The organism is Pseudonocardia sp., from assembly GCF_029263155.1.
GTDB lineage: Bacteria > Actinomycetota > Actinomycetes > Mycobacteriales > Pseudonocardiaceae > Pseudonocardia.
Genome location: NZ_JAJCYB010000049.1, coordinates 15,297 through 36,686 on the forward strand (window position 1 = coordinate 15,297; position 21,390 = coordinate 36,686).

19 protein-coding genes and 1 tRNA gene are annotated in these 21,390 nt (G+C 73.8%); 11 read left to right on the forward strand and 9 right to left on the reverse strand.

Features of this window, described 5'->3' with window-relative positions; translation table 11 throughout:
* The first annotated feature begins 11 nt into the window (after nt 1-11).
* The 3 genes from Q1K26_RS09965 (at nt 12) to Q1K26_RS09975 (ending at nt 3,476) form a co-directional block, all read left to right on the forward strand.
* Nucleotides 12-1,397, forward strand: coding sequence for a pitrilysin family protein (locus Q1K26_RS09965; protein ID WP_300009420.1), 1,386 nt, complete (start codon nt 12-14; stop codon nt 1,395-1,397).
* Nucleotides 1,394-2,386 carry an NAD(+) diphosphatase gene (nudC, locus tag Q1K26_RS09970; RefSeq protein WP_300009423.1) on the forward strand — a complete coding sequence of 331 codons (993 nt, stop codon included), beginning with the start codon at nt 1,394-1,396 and terminating at the stop codon, nt 2,384-2,386. The genes Q1K26_RS09965 and nudC overlap by 4 nt, the downstream gene beginning before the upstream one ends.
* A 187-nt stretch (nt 2,387-2,573) precedes the next feature.
* Complete coding sequence (locus Q1K26_RS09975) at nt 2,574-3,476, forward strand: hypothetical protein (protein WP_300009426.1); 903 nt, start codon at nt 2,574-2,576, stop codon at nt 3,474-3,476.
* Between the two features lie 70 nt (nt 3,477-3,546).
* Here the strand turns inward: Q1K26_RS09975 and Q1K26_RS09980 are convergent, their stop codons facing one another.
* The gene (locus tag Q1K26_RS09980) at nt 3,547-3,771 is read right to left on the reverse strand and encodes a mycoredoxin (RefSeq protein WP_300009504.1); all 225 of its coding nucleotides are present in this window, start codon (nt 3,769-3,771) and stop codon (nt 3,547-3,549) included.
* A gap of 74 nt (nt 3,772-3,845) precedes the next feature.
* On the opposite strand from Q1K26_RS09980, the gene Q1K26_RS09985 reads away from it, so the two are divergent.
* The 3 genes from Q1K26_RS09985 (at nt 3,846) to Q1K26_RS09995 (ending at nt 6,935) form a co-directional block, all read left to right on the forward strand.
* Entirely contained in the window at nt 3,846-5,888 is a 2,043-nt protein-coding gene (locus Q1K26_RS09985; RefSeq protein ID WP_300009429.1) for an ATP-dependent DNA helicase UvrD2, read from the forward strand.
* 398 nt (nt 5,889-6,286) lie between these two features.
* A complete protein-coding gene (locus Q1K26_RS09990; RefSeq protein ID WP_300009432.1) occupies nt 6,287-6,658 on the forward strand; it encodes a WhiB family transcriptional regulator in 372 nt (123 codons plus the stop codon).
* A gap of 118 nt (nt 6,659-6,776) precedes the next feature.
* On the forward strand, nt 6,777-6,935 hold the full coding sequence (locus Q1K26_RS09995) for a hypothetical protein (RefSeq protein ID WP_300009434.1): 159 nt from the start codon (nt 6,777-6,779) through the stop codon (nt 6,933-6,935).
* Between the two features lie 87 nt (nt 6,936-7,022).
* On the opposite strand, the gene Q1K26_RS10000 is transcribed toward Q1K26_RS09995, so the two are convergent.
* Nucleotides 7,023-8,348: an AarF/ABC1/UbiB kinase family protein gene (locus Q1K26_RS10000; protein WP_300009437.1), complete on the reverse strand. Its 1,326-nt coding sequence runs from the start codon at nt 8,346-8,348 to the stop codon at nt 7,023-7,025.
* Nucleotides 8,345-9,412: a TOMM precursor leader peptide-binding protein gene (locus Q1K26_RS10005; protein WP_300009440.1), complete on the reverse strand. Its 1,068-nt coding sequence runs from the start codon at nt 9,410-9,412 to the stop codon at nt 8,345-8,347. The genes Q1K26_RS10000 and Q1K26_RS10005 overlap by 4 nt, the downstream gene beginning before the upstream one ends.
* A gap of 119 nt (nt 9,413-9,531) precedes the next feature.
* Here Q1K26_RS10005 and Q1K26_RS10010 point away from each other — a divergent pair, with 119 nt between their 5' ends.
* The gene (locus tag Q1K26_RS10010; protein ID WP_300009443.1) at nt 9,532-10,110 is read left to right on the forward strand and encodes a YgjP-like metallopeptidase domain-containing protein; all 579 of its coding nucleotides are present in this window, start codon (nt 9,532-9,534) and stop codon (nt 10,108-10,110) included.
* Here Q1K26_RS10010 and Q1K26_RS10015 read toward each other — a convergent pair whose 3' ends face one another.
* On the reverse strand, nt 10,111-11,514 hold the full coding sequence (locus tag Q1K26_RS10015; RefSeq protein WP_300009445.1) for a zinc-dependent metalloprotease: 1,404 nt from the start codon (nt 11,512-11,514) through the stop codon (nt 10,111-10,113).
* A gap of 140 nt (nt 11,515-11,654) precedes the next feature.
* Here Q1K26_RS10015 and Q1K26_RS10020 point away from each other — a divergent pair, with 140 nt between their 5' ends.
* The 3 genes from Q1K26_RS10020 (at nt 11,655) to Q1K26_RS10030 (ending at nt 16,046) form a co-directional block, all read left to right on the forward strand.
* The gene (locus Q1K26_RS10020; protein ID WP_300009448.1) at nt 11,655-12,671 is read left to right on the forward strand and encodes a PDZ domain-containing protein; all 1,017 of its coding nucleotides are present in this window, start codon (nt 11,655-11,657) and stop codon (nt 12,669-12,671) included.
* Between the two features lie 192 nt (nt 12,672-12,863).
* On the forward strand, nt 12,864-15,803 hold the full coding sequence (locus Q1K26_RS10025) for a UPF0182 family protein (protein ID WP_300009506.1): 2,940 nt from the start codon (nt 12,864-12,866) through the stop codon (nt 15,801-15,803).
* Between the two features lie 169 nt (nt 15,804-15,972).
* Nucleotides 15,973-16,046: transfer RNA gene (locus Q1K26_RS10030), tRNA-Met, on the forward strand.
* A 316-nt stretch (nt 16,047-16,362) separates the two neighbouring features.
* On the opposite strand, the gene Q1K26_RS10035 is transcribed toward Q1K26_RS10030, so the two are convergent.
* Together Q1K26_RS10035 and Q1K26_RS10040 are read right to left on the reverse strand one after the other, a co-directional pair.
* The gene (locus tag Q1K26_RS10035) at nt 16,363-16,602 is read right to left on the reverse strand and encodes a hypothetical protein (protein WP_363320456.1); all 240 of its coding nucleotides are present in this window, start codon (nt 16,600-16,602) and stop codon (nt 16,363-16,365) included.
* A gap of 61 nt (nt 16,603-16,663) precedes the next feature.
* Nucleotides 16,664-18,139: a glutamate-cysteine ligase family protein gene (locus tag Q1K26_RS10040; RefSeq protein WP_300009451.1), complete on the reverse strand. Its 1,476-nt coding sequence runs from the start codon at nt 18,137-18,139 to the stop codon at nt 16,664-16,666.
* A gap of 148 nt (nt 18,140-18,287) precedes the next feature.
* Between Q1K26_RS10040 and Q1K26_RS10045 the strand changes: the two genes are divergently transcribed.
* Nucleotides 18,288-18,521, forward strand: a complete 234-nt coding sequence (locus Q1K26_RS10045) for an RNA-binding S4 domain-containing protein (protein WP_300009454.1) — start codon at nt 18,288-18,290, stop codon at nt 18,519-18,521.
* Here the strand turns inward: Q1K26_RS10045 and Q1K26_RS10050 are convergent.
* The 3 genes from Q1K26_RS10050 to Q1K26_RS10060 all read right to left on the reverse strand — a co-directional run bounded on the left by Q1K26_RS10050 (nt 18,515) and on the right by Q1K26_RS10060 (nt 21,378).
* Nucleotides 18,515-19,321 (reverse strand): transglycosylase SLT domain-containing protein, encoded by an 807-nt coding sequence (locus tag Q1K26_RS10050; RefSeq protein ID WP_300009457.1) that lies wholly within the window; start codon nt 19,319-19,321, stop codon nt 18,515-18,517. The two genes, Q1K26_RS10045 and Q1K26_RS10050, sit on opposite strands and share 7 nt — an antisense overlap.
* A 240-nt stretch (nt 19,322-19,561) precedes the next feature.
* A complete protein-coding gene (locus Q1K26_RS10055; protein ID WP_300009460.1) occupies nt 19,562-20,686 on the reverse strand; it encodes an S-adenosylmethionine:tRNA ribosyltransferase-isomerase in 1,125 nt (374 codons plus the stop codon).
* A complete protein-coding gene (locus tag Q1K26_RS10060) occupies nt 20,683-21,378 on the reverse strand; it encodes an SDR family oxidoreductase (RefSeq protein WP_300009463.1) in 696 nt (231 codons plus the stop codon). Before Q1K26_RS10060 ends, Q1K26_RS10055 begins: the two co-directional genes overlap by 4 nt.
* Nucleotides 21,379-21,390: the final 12 nt, after the last annotated feature.

A 21,390-nucleotide genomic window follows, 5' to 3' on the forward strand; every position in this document is an offset into this window, starting at 1 on the left:
GAGGAGACGACGTGACCACCGCAGTGTCGAACGACCGAGGCCACCGCAGCGCCGCCGAGATCGGCCGCACCCCGACGGGCCCGCGCCCGTTGCCCCCGCTCGGCGTCACCCGCGAGGTGCCGCTGCCCGACGTCGTCTCCGCGGAGCTGCCCAGCGGGCTGCGCGTGCTCGTCGCGAACCGTTCCACCGTCCCGATGGTCGAGCTCCGGCTGCGCGTGCCGTTCGCCGACCCGGCCCCCGGGTCGGCGCATCCGGCCGTCGCCGAGCTGCTCTCCGAGACGCTGTTCACCGGCACCGCGTCCCGCGACCGCGTCGCCATCGACGACGAGCTCGCCGCCGTCGGCGCCGACCTGGGCGCCAGCGTCGACCCGGAGCGACTGCTGGTGGCCGGGTCCGGGCTGGCCGAGGGGCTGCCGGCGGTCCTCGCGCTGCTCGCCGACGTCCTCACCGGCGCCACCCACCCCGACCACGAGGTGTCCCGCGAGCGGGAGCGGCTCGTGGAACGGATCGCCGTGGCCCGCGCGCAGCCGCGCACGATCGCCCGCGAGGCGCTGCAGCGGGTCCGCTTCGGCGACCACCCGATCACCCGGGAGATGCCCACGGCGGAGGAGGTCACGGCGGTCACCGCGGACCAGGTGCGGGCCACCCACGCGGCGTCGCTGGTGCCGCGGGGTTCGATCCTCACCCTCGTCGGCGACGTCGACCCGGCCGCCGCGATCGCCGCCGTCGAGCAGGCACTCGGCGGCTGGTCGTCGTCCGCGACCGCGGTCGAGCTGGCCGCCCCGCCGTACCCGCTCGCCGGTGAGCTGGCGCTGGTGCACCGGCCGGGCTCGGTGCAGTCGCAGCTGCGGCTCTCCGGTCCGGCGGTACCGCGCGACGACCCGGCCTACGCCGCGCTGCAGCTCGCCAACCTGGTGTTCGGCGGGTACTTCTCCTCGCGCTGGATGGAGAACATCCGCGAGGACAAGGGCTACACCTACGGCGCGCACTCCGGCCCGGAGTTCATCCCCGGCGGGGCGGTGCTGGGCGTCGACACCGACGTGGCCAGCGACGTCACCGCCGCCGCGCTGCTGGAGACCCGCTACGAGCTGGGCCGCCTCACCGCGGTGCCGCCCACGGCCGCGGAGATCGAGGCGGCGCGCAGCTACGCGGTCGGTTCGCTGCTGATCTCGCTGGACAACCAGGGCGGGCTCGCGTCCACGATCGCCGGGCTGTCGGCGGTCGGGCTGGGCCTGGACTGGGTGCGCGAGCACCCCGCCCGGCTCGCCGCGGTCACCGTCGACGAGGTCGCCGAGGCCGCGCTGCGGTTCTTCGCCCCCACCGGCTTCACCGGCGTCGTCGTGGGCGACGCGGACGTCATCGGTGCGAAGGTGCGCGCGCTGGGCGGGATCGCGTGAGCTCCTCCACCCGGGTCGGCTTCGACCTGCTCGGCCCGCCCGTGCTGTCGCGTTCGGCCGTGCTGCGCGACGAGCCGCTGCGCACCGACACCGCGCGCCAGACCGCCGGGTGGGCGGCGGCGCAACTCGTCGTCGTCGACGACGCGGGCCGCACCCCGGTCGTCTGGGACACCGAGCCGGCGGCCGGTTTCCAGGTCACCGACGCCGGGAGCTGGGACGTCGGGGGCGGCGCCCGCCTGCGCACCCGCCCGACCACCGGCGACGCACCCCCCGCCGGCGCGGTGCTGCTCGGCGAGCGCGACGGCATCGCGTACTGGGCGGTGCGCGGCGGGCCCGATCTCGTGGCCGGGGACGACCCCTCCGAATGGGCCGACCTGCGGATGACGGGTGCCGTGCTCGACGCGCTGGGCGCCGGCCTGTTCACCACCGCGGTGGCCGCACTGAACTGGCACGACTCCTCACGCTTCTGTTCCCGCGACGGCTCGCCGACCCATCCCGCGCACGCCGGCTGGCACCGGCACTGCGAGGCGGCGGGTCACGAGGAGTACCCGCGTACCGACCCGGCCGTCATCTGCCTGGTGCACGACGGCGCCGACCGGGTGCTGCTCGCCCGCCAGCCGAGCTGGCCCGAGCGCCGCTACTCGGTGCTGGCCGGGTTCGTCGAGGCCGGTGAGTCGCTGGAGGCGTGCGTGCTGCGCGAGATCCACGAGGAGGTCGGCGCGCGGGTGAGCGAGGTGCGCTACCTCGGCAGCCAGTCGTGGCCGTTCCCGCGCAGCCTGATGGTCGGCTTCCATGCGGTGGCCGATCCGGACGTGGCGCTGATCCCGGCCGACGGCGAGATCGCGGAGGCCTTCTGGGCCACCCGCGCCGACGTCCGCACCGCCCTGGGCGAAGGTGACTGGAGTGCCGAGGGCGAGGCTCCGTTCCTGCTCCCCGGCAAGGTGAGCATCGCGAGGTCGATGATCGAGTCCTGGGCCGCGCTCGACTGACCCGGGTCCGCGGCGGGCACGTGGCGCCTCGCACACAGGTCAGGGGGCCCGCACACAGGTCCGGCCCTGTGCGCGGCCCCGTAGGCTGTGTGCGAGCCGGGTTGTCCCCAACGGCATGGCGGCATCCACAGATCGGCGGCGTCCCTCCCGCGGCGCCGGTGCTCGGCGCAGCATCGTGTCCATGGGGATGTCCGCACCTGTGGTGCACATGCGGGCGGGGCTGCGCGCCGCGGGCTACGGCGACGACGAGGTGCGCGCGCTCCTGCGCCGCGGTGAGCTGGCCACCGTGCGCCGCGGTGCCTACGTCAGCGGTCCGCGATCCGGCGATGCCACGCTTCGGCATCTCGCGCAGATCCGTGCTGCCTCGGAGCAGCTCGATCCCGGTGCGGTCGTCAGCCATCTGTCCGGGGCCGTCCTGCTCGGGTGGGACGTGTGGGGGCTCCCGCTGACGCGGGTGCAGGTCACCCGCCACCGGCGCACCGGCGGACGGCGTGATCCGAGCGTGCACGTGCGGGCCGCGCCGCTGCGCGACGACGAGATCCAGTTCGTCGACGGTGTCGCGGTCACGTGCGCGGCCCGCGTCGTCACCGACATCGCACGCACGGTGCCATTCGAGCAGGCGGTCGTGGTGGCCGACTGTGCGCTGGCGAGAGGCGACGTCACCCCGGAGGCGCTGGCCGAGGCCATCGCCCGGCAGAAGGGCTGGCCGGGCGCACCGAACGCCCGGCGTGCGCTCGGCTTCGCCGACGGGCGGAGCGGCAGCGTCGGCGAGTCGCGCAGCCGGGTCGCGATCATGCGCGCCGGGCTGCCTCCTCCGCAGCTGCAGCGCGAGTTCCGTGACGATCGGGGCGGGCACCTCGGCACGGTGGACTTCTGGTGGGAGAGACAGCGGCTGATCGGCGAGTTCGACGGGCTGGCGAAGTACGGCCGACTGCTGAAGCCCGGGCAGTCCGTCGCGGACGTCGTGGTGGCCGAGAAGATCCGCGAGGACGCGCTCCGTGACCAGGACACGAGAATGCTCCGCTGGCTCTGGGTCGACCTCCACCCCTTCACCGCGACGGCGGCCCGCCTCCGCGCCCGTCTGGGATAGCCCGCACACAGCCTGCGGGGCTCGCACACGGGTCCGGCCCTGTGTGCGAGCCCCGGAAGGTGTGTGCGAGCTACGCCGCCAGCTTCGCCTGCACCTGGGCCAGGCTCGGGTTGGTCGCCGTCGTCTCGTCCGCGTAACGGATCAGCGGGACGGTCTGGTTGCCGCCGTTCGCCCGCTCCACGAACCGCGCCGCGTCCGGGTCGCGCTCGATGTCGATCTCGGTGTACGCGATCCCGGCCTGGTCGAACTGCAGCTTGAGGCGGCGGCAGAAGCCGCACCACGTCGTGGAGTACATCGTCACCTGGGACATGGTCACTGCAACCGCGCGGTGGGCGTGGCTCTTCCCGGTGCGGGTGTCAGGATGGTCGCGTGGGCAGTGACAGCGACGAGCGGGGACTGGACGACGAGCAGCGTGCCGCGGTCACCGCCCCGCGCGGACCGGTGTGCGTGCTGGCGGGCGCGGGCACCGGCAAGACCCGCACGATCACCCGGCGGATCGCGCACCTCGTCGGTGCCGGCCATGTCGCGCCGGGGCAGGTGCTCGCGGTGACGTTCACGGCGCGGGCGGCGGGGGAGATGCGCACCCGGCTGCGGGGCCTGGGCGTGGGTGGGGTGCAGGCGCGCACGTTCCACGCCGCGAGCCTGCGGCAGCTGCGCTACTTCTGGCCGCGGGTCGTCGGTGGCGACCAGTGGCAGCTGCTGGAGGGCAAGCTGCGTGTCGTCGGGCAGGCCGCCGCCCGGGTCAAGGCCGGCACCGACGCCGCCTCGCTGCGCGACTTCGCCGGCGAGATCGAGTGGGCCAAGGCCAGCCTGGTCACCCCGGAGGCCTACCCGGCGGAGGCGGCCCGGCGCAGCCGCGACACCCCGGGGCCCGCCGAGCAGGTCGCGGCGGTCTACGCCGGCTACGAGGCGCTGAAGAACCGTGCCGAGCTGCTCGACTTCGACGACCTGCTGTTGCACACCGCCGCCGCCCTGGAGGAACACGCCGGGGTGGCCGAGGAGTTCCGGGAGCGCTACCGCTGCTTCGTCGTCGACGAGTACCAGGACGTCACCCCCTTGCAGCAGCGCGTCCTGGACGCCTGGCTCGGCGACCGCGACGACCTCACCGTCGTCGGCGACGCCAACCAGACGATCTACACCTTCGCCGGTGCCACCCCGCGCCACCTGCTCGACTTCCCGCGTCGCTTCCCCGAGGCCGTCGTCGTCCGGCTGCAGCGCGACTACCGCTCCACACCGCAGGTCGTCGCGTGCGCCAACACGCTGATCGGCGCGGCCCGGGGGCGGGTGGCCGGCAGCAGGCTGGCGCTGATCGGCCAGCTCCCGCCCGGTCCCGATCCCGACTTCACCGAGTACGACGACGAGCCCGCCGAGGCCGCCGCCGTCGCCACGCAGGTCAGGCGCCTCGTGGACGGCGGCACGCCGGCCGCGGAGATCGCGGTGTTGTTCCGGATCAACGCGCAGTCGCAGGTGTACGAGCAGGCGCTCACCGACATCGGCGTGCCGTTCCAGGTGCGCGGGGGCGAGCGGTTCTTCTCGCGGCCCGAGGTGCGCAAGGCGATGAGCGTGATCCGGATGGCGGGACCGACGAGCACGCCGCTCGTCGATGCCGTGCGGGCGGTGCTCGGCCCCGTCGGGCTCACGCTGGAGCCGCCCGGCGGCGCGGCGCAGCGGGCGCAGTGGGAGTCGCTGCTCGCGCTCGTCGAGCTGGCCGAGGAGCTCGTCGCCGACGAGCCCGACGCCGACCTGCGCCGCTTCTCCGTCGAGCTGGAGACCCGGGCCGACGCCGCGCACCCGCCCACCGTGCAGGGCGTCACGCTGGCCTCGCTGCACGCGGCCAAGGGCCTGGAGTGGGACGTCGTGTTCCTCGTCGGGCTCGCCGACGGCACGCTCCCCATCCAGCACGCCGACGGCGACGACGCCGCGATCGAGGAGGAGCGCCGCCTGCTCTACGTCGGGGTGACCCGGGCGCGCCGCCGTCTCGCGCTGTCGTGGGCGCTGTCGCGCCAGCCCGGCGGGGCACGGCGACGGCGGCGCAGCCGGTTCCTGCACGGGCTGATCCCGGAGAGCCACCCGGCGTCGCGGGTGGCGGCCACGTCGAACGGTGGCACCAAGCCGCGGTGCCGGGTCTGCGGGTCGCCGCTGCTGGGCACGGACGCGCTGAAGATGCGCCGCTGCTCCGACTGCCCGTCGGACGTGGACACCGAACTGCTCGATCGGCTCCGCGGCTGGCGGGCCGACGAGGCCAGGGGCCAGCAGGTGCCCGCGTACGTGGTGTTCACCGACGCCACGCTCACCGCGATCGCCGAGCACCGCCCCGCAGACAGCGCGGCGCTGGTGTCCATCCCCGGCATCGGCGCGCGCAAGCTCGACCGCTACGGGCCGGCCGTGCTCGCCCTCGTGGCCGAGTCCTGACGGGTGCGAAGAACTTCCCGTAAATCAGTTGTGCGCCCCGGGGGGCGTCTCTAACGTAGCTCGCGACGGACTGCACCAGCCCGTCCACTGCCACGACCGGACCCGAGAAGGGGGTGCTGAACATGATCACGATGACGAGCGTCGTCGCCACGCACAGCACCCGTCTGTGGACGGAGTCCGTGGCGGCCCACGTCCCTGCGTGCAAGCAGCGACCGTCCGCCCTCGCGCTCGGCGGAATCGTCTTCGACAACAGCACAGGTGTGTCCGCAGTGAGGTGTCGTCATAGGTAGACGCCGACCCTCACCGGCAGCAGTTCAGCCGCGGACCCCAGCACCTGGGATCCGCGGCTTTTTTTGTTTTTCACCACCGGAGTGCACGTCAGACCAGGAGGTAGTGCGGTGCTAGTCCGATCAGTTCCGTTGGACGGCGGAGCGATCAGTCCCGACCAGTGCGGTGGCGACACCAGCGCGCTGGGCTCGCTGCTCGATGCCGCCCCCCGGGCGGGTCTCGACCTGCCCTGTCGCTCCGGCGACGCCGACCTGTGGTTCGCCGAGGCCCCCGCCGAGCTGGAGCGGGCCAAGGCCCTGTGCGGGGAGTGTCCGATCCGGGCCGAGTGCCTGGCCGGGGCGCTCTCCCGCGAGGAGCCGTGGGGCGTGTGGGGCGGGGAGATCTTCGAACGCGGGGTCGTCATCCCGCGCAAGCGGCCTCGGGGCCGACCCAGCAAGGCCGACCTGGCCCGCGACCGCGCGTTCGCCGCGGCGAGCGCCTGACCCGTACGAACCCAGATCCGCCGACGACCACAGGAGATCTCCGATGACCCACCTCGACACGACCACCGCCGCCGGACCCAGCGCCATCCGCGACCGCGAAGGACCCGGGATGCTACTGATGAACGAAGCCTTGGCCCGATCCCGATCGCGGGAGGCCGAACAGGCCGCACGTGAACACGCCATCGCCCGCCAGCTGCTCGCCGGTCGCCGCTGGGCCCGGCTCGCCGACTTCGCCGCCCGCCGCGCCGCGCGCGCCCGGGAGGGTGCGGCCCGCTGAGCCCGCGACGCCCTCTGTGCGGCGTCGCCCGAAGACCGACGGCGCCCCGGTCCTCCCGCGACCGGGGTGCCGTCGGCGTGCCGGGAATCAGCCTGCCGACTCCGCTTCGAAGATCCACGGCTGCCAGTGCTGCACGATGCCGCGCAGCGGCACGTCGGCGTCGAGCTGGCAGAGCACCCCGATCGTGCCCATCGTGACGCGGTGCACGAGCAGGTACTGCGCGGGCAGGTTGAGCTCCCGCGCGGTGGTGAAGTGCGGGCTGCGCAGATCGCCGACCCGCTCGGCCTGCTTCTGCAGCCAGGCCCGGTCGAAGTGGAACGACTCGGTGTGCATCGGCTCGGTGAACGGCGCGAGGTAGTCCATGGCCTCGTCGGCCGTCATCGCCGATCCCGCACGGACGAAGCCCTCGCGGCGCAGGTGCGCCAGCAGCTCGGCCGGGCGCTCCTGCATCGCGAGCCGCAGCATCTCCGACAGCGGGCGCGGCATGCCGTCGGGAAGCCGGGCGACGGCCCCGAAGTCGATCACCATGAGCCGGCCGTCGTCCAGGATGTGGAAGTTGCCCGGATGGGGGTCGGCGTGCAGCAGGCCCACCCGGCCCGGCGAGGAGTACAGGAACTCCGAGAGCATCATCGCCGCGTGGTCGCGCTCGGCCTGCGTGCCGCGGGCGATGACGTCGGACAGCCTGCGCCCGGTGACCCACTCGGTGACCATCGCCTTGGGCGCCGAAGCGACGACCCGCGGCACCCTGACCTGCGGGTCGCCCTCGTACGCCGCGGCGAACGCGCGCTGGTTGTCGGCCTCGTCGCGGTAGTCGAGCTCCTCGGCCATCCGGTCCTGCAGCTCCGCGATCAGCGGCTTGATCTCCAGGCCCGGCATGAACGGCTGCAGCACCCGGCTCATGCGGGACAGCTGGCGCAGGTCCGACAGCAGTGCCTGCTCGGCCCCCGGGTACTGCACCTTGACGGCGACCTCGCGGCCGTCCCGCCACACCGCCCGGTGCACCTGGCCGATGCTCGCCGCCGCGGCGGGGGTCTCGTCGAACTCGGTGAAGCGGGCGCGCCAGTTGCGGCCGAACTGCTCGGCGAGCATGCGGTCCACCTCGCGCGGGGGCATCGGCGGGGCCGCGGACTGCAGCTTGACCAGCGACTCCCGGAACGGTGCCGCGTACTCCTCGGGCACCGCCGCCTCGAACACGCTCAGGGCCTGGCCGAACTTCATCGCGCCGCCCTTGAGCTCCCCGAGCACCGCGAAGAGCTGCTCGGCGCTCCGGGCCATCATCTGCGCGGAGATCTCCTCACCGTTGCCCCCGGCGAGCCGGCGACCCCACCCGGCGGCGGCACGCCCGGCGACCCCGAGGGGGAGGCTGGCGAGCTTGGCGGTGCGGGCGGCGGTGCGCCGTGGGATGTCGGTCACGACACCAGTGTCCCCCCGGGTGCGGGTGCCGCGCATGTCGCCCGGGGGTGTCGAGGCCCACCGTGGACCGGGGCGGCGCCGCAGCTGCACTCCGGGTGGGGTGCCCACGATCGGCGCCGTGCGGTGCCCGCGGTGACGTCCAGCTCGATCGTGGCGTCGAGGACGGCCGGCTCGGCCGTGCCGTCGATCCCGGCCAGCGCCTGGGCCGTGCCGAACGCGGCGGTGGCCGCCGCGCACGCCGGATCGGCCCGGCCCGGGCGCCCGACGAGCTGCGCGGCGACCGCGGGCCAGCCCGGGTCGCGCTCGCTGCGCCGCAGGTCCAGGCAGCGCAGGCACGCGGTGCGGCCGGGCAGCACGAGCGGGCCCACGACGCCGGTCCCGTCCCGCAGCCGGACGAGCAGGTGCGCCACGCCCGCCTCGAGCAGGCGCGCCGCCGCCCTCGGCTCGGGCGCCTGCGCGTCGGCGAACACCACCAGGTCCGGGACCAGTCGCTGCGACGGCGGGCCCACCACCGTGCCCGGGACGAGCCGCGCCGCTGCCGCTGCGAGGGCGGCGCCCCGGTCGTCGCCCCGGTCGGCGTCGACGAGGCCGGTGCCGAGATCGGCCGCGCGCACCGGGCCCGCCGCCTCGACGTGGACCGCGCCCACCCCGGCCTGCACCAGCCCGGTGACGACGCCGGCGGCCAGCGGCCCGCCCCCGACGACCAGCACGGCGCTGTGCGTGCGCCGGCCCGCGCGCCGCTGCACGGCCCGCGTGTCGACGACCGATCCCGACCCGACCAGCCGGTGCAGCAGTCCCGCGGCCGAGCCGGGCGGTGCTCCGCGGGCGGTCGCCGTGGCGGTGAGCCGCGCCGAGTCGACCGCCACCGAGTGGACCGCCACGGGGTCGACCGCCCCCGCAGCGGCGCCGGCCAGCTCGTCGAGCATCGTGGCGAGCGCCGGGTGGAGGCCGTCGACGTCGACACCGTGGTGCGGGTCGAGGCCGATGCGCCTCGAGCCGGGGCCGAGCACGAGCAGCGACCGGTGCGGGGACAGGCACAGGCGGGCGGGCAGGGCAGGATCCATGCCGCCATCGTGCGGCGTCCCGGGCCGGTGCGCGGCGATCCGTCCACAGGTGCGGGCCGAGCCTGTGGACAGGTCCCGGTGCCCGCCTGCGGGCGTGCCCCAGGGACTAATCTGGGCCGATGGCGTTACCCGCGGTCGTCGAGGTCCGGCGCAGTGACCGCCGCAAGCGGATGGTGAGCGCTCGGCGCGAGGGCGACACGGTGATCGTCTTCATCCCGGGATGGATGAGCGAGAGCGAGGAGCGGCGCTGGGTCGACGAGATGGTCGCGCGCCTGGAGCGCAGCGAGGCGCGGCGCCGCTCCCCGGCCCGTACCGGTGACGACGCCCTGCGCCGGCGCAGCCTGGAGCTGAACCGGCGCCACCTGGACGGCCTCGCCGTGCCCACCACCGTGCGCTGGGTGCCCGCGATGCGCACCCGGTGGGCGTCGTGCACCCCGGCGGACGGCACGATCCGGATCAGCGAGCGGCTGCGCGACGCCCCCGGCTGGGTCGTCGACTACGTCCTCGTGCACGAGCTGGCCCATCTGCTCGAACCCGGCCACGACGCCACGTTCTGGGGGTGGGTGCACCGCTACCCGCGTGCCGAGCGGGCGATGGGCTATCTCGAGGGGCTTTCCGCCGCGGCCGGGCTCGGCCTGGTGGGCACCGACGGCGACGAGCCCGAGCCCGATGCCGTACCGCTCGCCGAGGACGTCTGACTACTCCTTTCCGGGACCCTCCTGCGGGTCCTCGGGTGCCTCGGTGTTCGCGAGCTTCTCCAGCTCCGCCATCGGGTCGCCGATCTCGTCGCGGCCCACGAACCCGGCCGGGTCGTCGAGATCGTCGGCGGACGGGATGAGGTCCGGGTGCGCCCACAGCGCGTCGCGGCCGGTGGATCCGCGCTGCTCGCCGAGCAGGCGCCACAGCTCGGCGGCGGCCCGCAGCCTGCGCGGACGCAGCTCCAGCCCGACGACGGTGGCGAAGGTCTGCTCGGCAGGCCCGCCGGACGCCCGGCGACGGCGCAGCGTCTCGCGCAGCGCCTCGGCGCCGGGGATCCGCTCGCCGAGCGCCTCGGCCACCACGGCGTCCACCCAGCCCTCGATCAGCGCCAGCAGGGTTTCCAGCCGCGCGAGCGCGGCCTGCTGCTCGGGGGTGGTCTCGGGCTCGAACAGGCCCGAGCCCATCGCCTCCTGGATCGCGGCCGGGTTGGACGGGTCGATGCCCCGGGCCAGCTCCTCGATCTTGGAGGTGTCGATGGTGATGCCCTGGGCGTACTCCTCGACGGTGCGCAGCAGCCGCTCCTTGAGCCACCCGACGTGCGCGAACAGTCGCTGGTGGGCGGCCTCCCGGGCGGCGAGGAAGATCAGCACCTCGCTCGCCGGACGGTCCAGGTCGCGGGTGAACTTGTCGACGTTCTCCGGCAGCAGCGCGGCCACCCGGTCGGGACCCACGGGGATGCCGATGTCGGTGGAGGTCAGCACCTCCGCGGCGAGCGTCGCGAGTCCCTGACCCAGCTGCGTGCCGAACGCGAGCCCGCCCATCTGGCCGAGCATCGCCATCATCGGACCCGCGGCGGCGCGGACCTCCTCGGGCAGCGCGTCGGTCCACGCGCCCGACATCCGCCGCGCCACCGGATCGCACAGCCGCTTCCAGGTGGGCATGCTCGCGGTGACCCACTCGGCCGCCGACCACGCCTTCACCTCGGTGGCGCCCGCCGGGAAGTCGGTGGCCGCGTCGAGCCAGAGCTCGGCCAGCTTCACCGCGTCGGTGACGGCCGCGCGCTGCGTGCCCGTCAGCGACGACGTGGTGGCGGCGAGGCTCTGGGTGGCCATCTGGGCGGCGAGGTCGTAGTTGACCGGACCGTCGCCGCTGTTCTGGGCCTGGCTGAGCATCTGGCCCAGCTGGGTGAGCATCTGGCCCAACTGGCTGACGTCGAAACCGCCCGGTCCGCCCATGCCGGGCATCCCGGGGAAACCACCCGGCGGCATGCCCGGCAGGTTCCCGAAGCCGAAGGGGTCGACGGGTCCGTCCCCGCGCGACTCCTCAGGTCCCCTGCCCGACCTGTCGGGGTCCGAGTCGTCGCGGTCGGAGGGTCCGAACCCGAACGGCGGCTTGTCACTCATGGCGTCCACGGTACGCGCGACGCGCGCGCGGGGGTGTTCGCCGTGAGGGGTGGTCCCGCGGCGGCTCGCCGCCCGCCGGCCGTCGATCATGGCCACCGCCCCACGGGGCTCCCACCTGCGACCGCATAGGGTGCTCGGTCGTGACCCGTCGCATGCTGACCGTCGTGGCCGCCGCGCTGCTGGCCCTGACGCTCGGCGTGATCGGCGCGACGCTGCCGGTGCCCTACGTCGCGCTCGGTCCCGGGCCCACCTACGACACGCTCGGCACGTACGAGGACGCCGAGATCGTCTCCGTCGACGGGATCCCGGAGTACCCGACGTCGGGTCAGCTCAACATGACGACGGTGTCGGTGACCGACCGGTTGTCGCTGTTCACGTCGCTGTACTTCTGGGCCGCGGGGGACCGACGGGTGATCCCGCGGGAGGCGGTGTTCCCCTCCGACCGCTCCGACGCCGAGATCCAGGCGGAGAACGCCGCGCAGTTCGAGGGGTCGGAGGCCAACGCGGTGGCGGCCGCGGTGAACGAGCTCGGGCTGCCGGCGCGGGTGCTGGTGGGCGGGGTCGTCCCCGACTCGCCGGCGGTGGGTGTGCTGGAGGCGGGCGACGAGCTCGTCACGGTGGCCGGGCAGCCGGTGGCGACCGCGGCCGAGGTGTCCGAGCGGCTCGCCGGGGCGCTCCCCGGCGAGACCGTCACCATCGTCTACCGGCGCGGGGGCGCCGAGCGGCAGGCGGACATCGTGCTCGGCACGAGTCCCGACCGCCCGCAGGGCTTCCTCGGCGTGCGCCCCACGGTCGAGCCCCAGGAGGGGGAGATCGACATCAGCCTGAACGGGATCGGCGGGCCGTCGGCGGGGCTGATGTTCGCCCTCGCTGTGGTCGACCGGCTCACCCCCGGGGAGCTGACCGGCGGGCGGTTCGTCGCCGGGACCGGAGCGATCGACCCCGGCGGTGCCGTCGGCGCGATCGACGGGGTGCCGTTCAAGATGCTGAAGGCCCGTGAGGTCGGCGCCGAGGTCTTCCTGGTGCCGGACGGCAACTGCGCCGAGGCCGCCGCCACCGCCCCCGACGGGCTGCAGCTCGTGCGTGTCGCGTCGCTGGGGGACGCGGTCGACGCCCTGGACGCGCTGCGCGAGGGCCGCCCCGTCACCTCCTGCTGACGCCGGGTGACGACAACCGGGCGAATCCGGCGAAAGTCACGATCCGATCCTCCCCACGGGAACCCCACACCCCCCTCGTAGAGTTGGGAGAGCAGGGCGCGCCGTCGGGCCGGCTGCGGCGACCGGTGAGTGGTCGCGGCGGGACACGCTTCGTGCCACCTAATGACCGACCCTGGAGTGTGTCCCGTGGCCATGCGGCCCCCGGTGGGAGCCCCGACGCTGACCCGCCGCACCCGGATCCTGCTCGCCGTCGCGGGCGTGTTGGTGCTGCTGTTGCTCGGTGGATCCCGGATCATCAACTTCTACATCGACTGGCTGTGGTACGGCGAGGTCGACTTCCGCGGCGTGTTCAGCACGATCCTGTTCACCCGGATCGTGCAGTTCCTCGCGGGTGGCCTGCTGATCGGCGGGCTGGTGGCGCTGTCGCTGTGGATCGCCTACCGCTCGCGGCCGGTGTTCGTGCCGCTGTCGGGCCCCGAGGACCCGATCGCCCGCTACCGCACCGTGATCATCCAGCGGCTACGGCTGTTCGCCATCGGCATCCCGGTCGGCATCGGCCTGATCGCCGGGCTGTCCGCCCAGGGCGACTGGCAGGTCGTGCAGCAGTTCCTCAACTCCACGCCGTTCGGCACCGTCGACCCCGAGTTCGGTCTCGACGTCAGCTTCTACGCCTTCCAGCTGCCCTTCTACCGGCTGCTGCTGAACTGGCTCTTCGCCGGCATCGCGATCAGCTTCATCGTCGCGCTGGTCACGCACTACATCTTCGGCGGCATCCGGCTCACCGGCCGGGGTGGCCAGGTCTCCGGGGCGGCGCGCGCCCAGCTCGCCGTCCTCGCGGGCGTGTTCGTGCTGCTCAAGGCCGTCGCCTACTGGCTCGACCGCTACGAGCTGCTGTTCTCCGACCGCAACCCGCTGTTCAACGGCGCCACCTACACCGACCTCAACGCGGTCATGCCGGCCAAGCTGATCCTGCTGTTCATCTCGGTGATCTGCGCGGCCGCGTTCTTCGTGGCGGTGTTCCGCAACAACCTGCAGCTCCCGGCGATCGCCACGGTGCTGCTCGTGCTGTCGAGCGTGCTGGTCGGGGCGGCGTGGCCGGCGATCCTGCAGCAGTTCGTGGTGGCGCCCAACGCGCAGGACCGCGAGTCGCTCTCCATCGAGCGCAACATCGCCGCCACCCGCGACGCCTACGGGCTCACCGAGGCCACCGTCACCGAGGTCGACTACAGCGGCGAGACCGAGGCCACGCCGGCCGAGGTGCGCGCCGAGTCGGCGACCATCCCCAACATCCGCATCCTGGACCCGGCGCAGCTCACCGACACGTTCACCCAGCTGCAGCAGCGCCGCACGTTCTACGGCTTCCCCGAGACCCTCGACATCGACCGGTACGAGGGCGCCGACGGCACCGTGCAGGACTACATCCTGGGCCTGCGCGAGCTGAACACCGCCGGTCTCGCGGGCAACCAGACCGACTGGATCAACCAGCAGCTGGTCTACACCCACGGCAACGGCATCGTGGTCGCGCCGGCGAATCAGGTGAACGCGGCCCTGGACGACCAGGGTGGCGAGGGCGGGCTGCCCCGGTTCACCAGCATCGACACCACCAACTCGATGAGCGAGCTCATCCCGGAGAGCCTGCGGGTGGAGCAGCCGCGCACCTACTACGGCGAGCTGATCCAGGGCTACTCCATCGTGGGCGCCCCCGAGGGCGCTCCGCCGGTCGAGTACGACTCCGACACCGAGCAGTTCACCTACGACGGCGCCGGTGGCGTGCCGCTGGACAACTTCGTCAACCGGCTGGCGTTCGCGGCCTACTACGGCGAGCGGAACATCCTGTTCAACAGCTCGATCAACGAGAACTCCAAGATCATGTACGTGCGCGACCCCAAGGACCGGGTCGAGCTGGCCGCGCCGTGGCTGACCACCGACAGCGACCCGTACCCGGCCGTCGTCGACGGGCGGATCACCTGGATCGTCGACGGCTACACCACGCTCGCCAACTACCCCTACGCCGAGCGCACCCAGCTCGGCGAGGCCACGGCCGACGCCATCGCGGGGGGGCCGGGCGTGCGGCCGGAACTGGACCGCGAGGTCAGCTACCTGCGCAACTCGGTGAAGGCCACCGTCGATGCCTACGACGGCACCGTCACCCTCTACGAGTTCGACGAGTCCGACCCCGTCCTGCAGACCTGGATGAAGACCTTCCCCGGCACGGTGCAGCCGCGCTCGGCGATCAGCGAGAGCCTCAACGAGCACCTGCGCTACCCCGAGGACCAGTTCAAGGTGCAGCGCGACCTGCTCACCAGCTACCACGTGGACAACCCGGGCGAGTTCTTCCAGAACGTCTCGTTCTGGAACGTGCCCTCGGACCCGACGCCCGCGGGCGGCGGGACGGGCGGGCTGGCCCAGCCGCCGTACTACCTGCTGGCCGGCGAGCCGGGCGGGGCGGCCTCGGGAGACCCGCGGTTCCAGCTGACCAGCGCGCTGGTGTTCCAGAACCGCGACATCCTGTCGGCCTACATGTCGGCGAGCTCGGATCCGGAGACCTACGGGCAGATCACGCTGCTGCAACTGCCACCGGACACCCAGGAACTCGGGCCGCAACAGGTGCAGAGCCGGTTCGTCGGCACGCCGGAGGTCTCCCAGGAGCTCGGCCTGCTGGCCCGCAACGGCCAGAGCACGGTGATCAACGGCAACCTCCTGACCCTGCCCGTGGCCGGGGGTCTGCTCTACGTGGAACCCGTCTACATCCAGCGGGCCAACGAGGACTCCAGCTATCCACAGCTCGCTCGCGTGCTCGTGAGCTACAACGGGCGGGTCGGGTTCGCCCCCGACCTGGCCTCCGCGCTGGATCAGGTGTTCGGGGCGGGTGCCGCGGCCGAGGTGCCGGAGGTTCCCGGGGCACCCGCCGACGACACGGCACCGCCGGACGAGGGAAGCGCGGTCCCGAATGTCGATCCGGGGGCGGCACCGGACCTGGCGGCGGCCGCGCAGGGCATCCAGGCCGCGATCGACCAGCTCGAGGCCGCCAACCGCAGCGGTGATCTGGGTGAGGTCGGCACGGCGCTCCAGGCCCTGGACGCCGCCGTCGAGCAGTTCCAGGCGGCCCAGGGCGCAGGCACCGGCGGCTGAGACGCACGTCTCGAAGGACGACGCCCCCGTGAACATCGCGTTCACGGGGGCGTCGGCGTCCGGGGCGGCCGGCTGATCTGCGGAAACGCGGCAGGAGGGGCCGGTCCACCCCCGCTGCGAGCGGGTGACGGGCGGGTGTACAGTCGTAGACACAACAGCACAACAGCGTCGCGGGGTGGAGCAGCTCGGTAGCTCGCTGGGCTCATAACCCAGAGGTCGTAGGTTCGAATCCTACCCCCGCTACTAGGCGAAACGGCCCTCCGGGAATTTCCGGAGGGCCGTTTCCGGCATGTGACCATCGGCTACTCGACCTCCGGCGGCTACCACGTCATCCGCCCACGTGTCGCCAGCGCCGGTCGGGCCCGCGGCGGGCAAGACCCCGGCCGCCGTCCAGGAAGACCGGGCCTGCGACGGCCGGGACCGGCCCCGGCCGCCTCGATCCCGAGATCGCAGGTTCGAACGGGACGCGCAGAAGTCGCCGCTCACCCCTCGTGGCGGCGGCGTACCCGGCGCAGCATGCCGTCGAGCTCGTCGCGGTCGAACGCCTTCGGACGGCAGATCAGGAGCGCGACGAGCCGGGCCGCGGTGTCGTCGGTGGCCCACAGCTGTCGGGCGAGCTCGTGCTGGGTCGTGAGCCGCTTGGCGACCGCACGGAGTTCCCGAGGTTCACCCCGTGGTCGTCACCGTGCTTCTCGTTCACCTGGCGGGTCCTGGGATCCTCCAGTGCCGCCAGCTCGGCGAGCACCTCGGCCACCGTCTCGTCGGCCACCGTCCCGTCGGACGTCGTCGTCCCGGCCATGTCGGCCTCCCGTCGTCGCGCGTGCCGGTCAGCCTACGACCGGCGACAGGGTCCGCCTGGGCTACTCGTGGGCCCAGGTGTGCACGGGCCGGTTCGAGTGCATGTTCGTCACGTAGCGGCGCAGCATCTCGTGCAGCGCCTCGATACGGCTCATGCCACCTCCCTCCAGCTCGTGCACGGTGGACGCCTGCCACGCGGCGCCGTTGACGCCGGTGACGCAGCGGCCCTCGATGACGCCGAGGAGCCGGTCGCGCTCGGTCGCCGCAACGCCCCAGGCGTCCAGGCCCGCGTGCGCCAGCGGCAGCAGCCGCCGCAGCACCAGCTCGGTGGCGGGCGCCGGCCCGAGCCCGGGCCAGTACAGGCCGGCGTCGATGCCGTGGCGGGCGCCGCTGTGGAAATTCTCCTCGGCCGCCGAGAACGACATCTGCGACCACAACGGCCGCTCCTGGTCGGCGAGCGCGCGCACCAGGCCGTAGTAGAACGCGGCGTTGGCCATGGTGTCGACGACCGTCGGCCCGGCCGGCAGCACCCGGTTCTCCACGCGCAGGTGCGGCCGCCCGTCGACGACGGCGTAGATCGGCCGGTTCCAGCGGTACACCGTGCCGTTGTGCAGCGACAGCTCCTCCAGCCGCGGCACGCCGCCCGCGTCGAGCACGGCCATCGGGTCGTCGTCCTCGCAGACGGGCAGCAGCGCGGGAAAGTAGCGGGCGTTCTCCTCGAACAGGTCGAACACCGAGGTGATCCACCGCTCGCCGAACCACACCCGGGGCCGCACGCCCTGCTCCTTGAGCTCCTGCGGACGGGTGTCGGTGACCTGCTCGAACAGCGGGATGCGCGTCTCGCGCCACAGCTGCGTGCCGAACAGGAACGGGGAGTTCGCGCCCAGCGCGAGCTGCACCCCGGAGACGGCCTGCGCGGCGTTCCAGTACGCCGCGAACTCTGCGGGGGAGACCTGCAGGTGCAGCTGCACGCTCGTGCACGCGGCCTCGGGTGTGATCGAGTCGGTGTAGGTCCGCAGCTGCTCCACGCCGTCGATGGACAGCGCCATGTCCTCACCCCGCGCGGCGAAGATCTGGTCGTTCAGCACGGCATAGCGCGGGTTGGCGCTCAGCGCGTCGATGCCGACGTGGCGGGGCATGAGCGTCGGGAGCATGCCGGTCATCACCAGCCGGCCGCCCTCGAGCCGCGCCCGCTCGTCGGCGGCGTTGAGGCTGGACCGCACGGCCGCCTCGAACTCGGCCAGGCCCGTGCCGCGGATCTCGCGAGGGGCCATGTTGATCTCCACGTTGAACCGGCCCATCTCGGTCTGGAAGTCCGGATCGGCGAGCAGCTCGAGCACCTGCGCGTTGACGTTCGCGGGCTCGCCGACGTCGTCGACGAGGTTGAGCTCGATCTCCATGCCCGTCAGCGGCCGCTCGAACTCGAACTGCGCGTCCCGCAGCATGGCGTCCAGCGCGTCGAGGCAGCGACGGATCTTGTCGCGGAACCGGCGGCGGTCCTCGCGGGTGAAGACGGTGTGCTCGACGTCGCGGCCCATGTGCTGCCCTGCCCTGCCCTGCCCCTCGGATGCCCGGACGGCTGATCCTGTCGCCCCATCGTCGGTCCCCGTGGACCCGCCGTCCACGCCGGGCGCCGGGCGGGGACCTCGGTGCCCGTCCGGCCGGCGCCCCGGGCACGATGGGCCGGTGTCCCGAACCCCCATCGACGACGTCCCGCTGACCGGCGAGCCCATCCGGCTCGGCCAGTTCCTCAAGCTCGCCGGAATGGCGGAGGACGGGAGCCACGCGAAGGCCCTGCTCGAGTCCGGGCAGGTGCAGGTGAACGGCCGCGAGGAGACCCGTCGTGGAGCGCAGCTACGGGCCGGGGACGTCGTCGCGGTGGCCGGGCGACGCGCCCGGCCGGTGATCGACGGTCAGTAGCCGACGTACGAGCCTGCGGAGTTCGTGCGACCGCCGGCCTCGAGGGTGTCCATGCCATAGGTGTCGATCATGTAGCGGACCCCTGCGGTGATGTTGGCGATGGGGTGCGTGATCGATTCGCCGGCGAGGTCCGGGTGCACGTAGTGGGCGAACGTGGAGGGGATCGTCTGCATGAGGCCCTGCGACGGGGTGCCGGCGCGGGCGTTGGAGTCCCAGTCGTTGATCGCGCGGGGGTTGCCGCCGGACTCGGCCATGATGATCTTCTTGACGGCCGGGGCGAGCGACTGCGGCAGCCCCATGACGTCGAGCGCCTCGGCGATCCAGCCGTCGACGCCACCCTCGGCGATCAGCGCGTCCAGCTCGGCTCGCTCGGCAGCGATGCGCTGCTCCTCGGCCCGCTGCGCGGCGAGCTCCTCGGCCATGACGGCCGCCTTGTCGAGCAGGGCGAGGTCGGCGATGGCGGCGGCGTCGGCCGTGTCGGTGCCATCGTAGGAGACGGGGGAGAGCACGGCGGTCGTCTCGGTGGGCAGCTCGGTGGGCAACTCGACGAGTGCGGCGCTGGAGGACAGCAGCGCGCCGTCCAGGGTCTCCGCGCCGGCCTCGGTCGTGGCGTCTCCCGGCGTGGGCAGCAGCGCGGTGAACGTGCCCGTGGCGACCGCTCCGACCGCTGCCGCAGTGGCGACGACGGTGTTCCGCAGGGAGGGCGCCGACGGTGCCGGACGGTCGGCGGCGTGGTGCCGCGCCGGTCCGGCGGCGCGCCGTGGCGCGCGGGAGCCGTGCGGGGAACGGTGTCCGGCCACGAACCAACCTCTCAGCGCTCGGGGGAGCGAACCGATCTCGACGCCCGGTCGGGGGTCCGGGGTGGGCCGGATTGGGGAGCTCCGGCCCACGTGGTCGAGATCGGTTCGTAACGCTGAGGCAGGACCTTACGAGACCGCGATGCACCGGGACAAGGCGGGACACGACCTGTCGGCGCAGCTCGGCTGCCGTTCATCGGTCGGCGCGTCTCCCTGGTTGTGCCGAGCGGCTGCGACCAGCGGTCACCGAGCGCGACGAGTGACGGTCCGCGAGGGCAGGAGGAGGCAGGAGTCGCCGAACTCGTGCCAGCGGTAGTCCCGTTCGTCGGCCGCGGCGTACGCGCGCCCGACGAGCTCCGCACCGGCCACGGCCTCCAGGAGCAGCAGGTGCGAGGCGCCCGGTTCGTGCCAGCCCGTCACCAGGCCGTCGACGATCCGGGCCGGGTGGTCGGGGCCCAGCACCAGGTCGGTCCAGCCCCGGGCCGCCCGCACGGTGCCATCGGGGTCCGCGGCCGTCTCCAGGGCGCGGGTGACGGTGGTGCCGACGGCGACGACCCGCCCGCCGCGGGCGCGCGCCGCGGCGACCGCCGCGGCGGTGGCGGCGGGCACCCGGTAGCGCTCGGGCAGGGGCACCTCGTCGGCCTCCGGGGAGGAGACACCGGTGTGCAGCACGATCTCCGCGACGCCGATGCCCCGCGCGCGCAGCCCGTCGAGCACGGCCGTGGTGAACGGGCGTCCGGCGCTCGGCATCTCGGCGCTCCCGAACTCGCCGGGTACGGGGGCGGCGAACACGGTGCGGTAGTCGGCCAGGGGCCAGCGTCGCGGCACGTAGGAGTAGCGGATCGGGTCGCCGACCGCGGCGAGCCAGGACCGCACCCCGCCCTCGACGGGGATCGCGGCGCGCCACAGCCTGCTGCCGGTGCGGACCCCGGCGTCGGGGTACCCGGCCGACAGGGTGGCCACGACACCGGCCGGCAGGGACAGGGTCTCGCCGGCCACGGCGTCGGCGACGCGGTGGCCGTCCGGCGTGCGCAGCTCGACGAGCGTCCCGGAGGCTGCGGGGGCGGCGTGCGACCCGCCGGCCGAGGAGGTGGGTGCCGGGCGGGCGGGGCCCGAGACGTGCAGCAGCACCGGCCGCCCGTCGACCCGGCGGCCGGGGACAGCGGCGGGCTCGGTGTCGGAGGTGTTGACGACGACCAGGTCGCCCTCGGACAGTGCCGCGGGCAGGTCGGGGAACCGGCGGTGGCGGACAGGGTGGCCGTCCGCGGCCACCATCAGCCGGATCCCGTCGCGGGCGGTCCCGCGGGCCTCGGGAGGCTCCGTGGCCGAGGGGCCGACGGTGAACCGGGTGACCGGGGCGGCTCTCACGACACCACCGGGGCCAGTTCGGCGGCGCGGTGGCGGCCGCTGGGCGGGCGTTCGTCGATCAGGCGCAGGAAGGCCGGGACCGCGGTGTGCGGTTCGGGCCGGTCGGAGATGTCCTCGCCGGGGTGGGCGCGCTGGTGCATCGCGGTGCGCATGTCGCCGGGGTCGACGGCGTGCACCCGGATGAGCGGTTCCTCGACCCCGAGCACGGCGGCGAGGTGGTCGAGCGCGGCCTTCGCGGCACCGTAGCCTCCCCAGCCCTCGTAGGCCTCGACGGCGGCGTCCGAGCTCAGGGTGATGATCGCCGGGGCGGCGGACTCGCGCAGCAGCGGCAGGGCGAGCTGGGTCAGGGCGAGCGGGGCGAGCACCGTGCTCTCCAGCACGGCGCGCAGCGCGTCGACGGGGTAGGCCGCGAGCGCCGGGAGCGGTGCCGGGCCGAGCTCACCGGCGTTGTGCACGAGCAGGTCGAGCCCGCCGAGCCTGCGGGCGGTGGCGACGAGCTCGGCGCGGTGCGCGGGATCGGTGACGTCACCGGGCACGGCCACCACGGCGGGCAGGTCGGCGGTGGCGGCGCGGAGGCGGTCGGCGTCGCGGCCGGTGGCGAGCACCGTGGTGCCGCGCGCGGCGAGTGCGGTGGCCAGCGCCAGGCCGAAGCCCTGCCCGGCGCCGGTGACGATGGCGAGATCGGGGGTCATGCGCCTACCGTG